At 63.2% G+C, this 231-nt stretch carries 1 pseudogene; it reads left to right on the top strand.

Features of this window, described 5'->3' with window-relative positions:
- Window positions 1–231: pseudogene (locus KVT37_RS33205) on the top strand (S9 family peptidase); the annotation flags it as partial.

Here is a 231-nt window from a genome sequence, read left to right as displayed (position 1 = left end):
GATTTCCTGACGCCGAGCTCGATCAACTGGTCGGACGACGATGGCGAGACGCTTAAACCCGTGAAGTCGCAGCCGGCCCGCTTCGATGCCTCGCCCTATGTTTCGGAGCAGTCCGAGGCGCGCTCGAAGGACGGCACGATCATCCGGTATTTCGTGGTGCGGCGGCGCGGCCAGAAAGGACCAGTGCCAGCGCTGCTCTACGGCTATGGAGGCTTCGAAGTTCCGCTGCTG

It is taken from the genome of Mesorhizobium sp. GbtcB19 (assembly GCF_019091085.1).
Taxonomy (GTDB): domain Bacteria; phylum Pseudomonadota; class Alphaproteobacteria; order Rhizobiales; family Rhizobiaceae; genus Mesorhizobium.
This window is presented reverse-complemented; position numbering and strand designations above follow the sequence as displayed.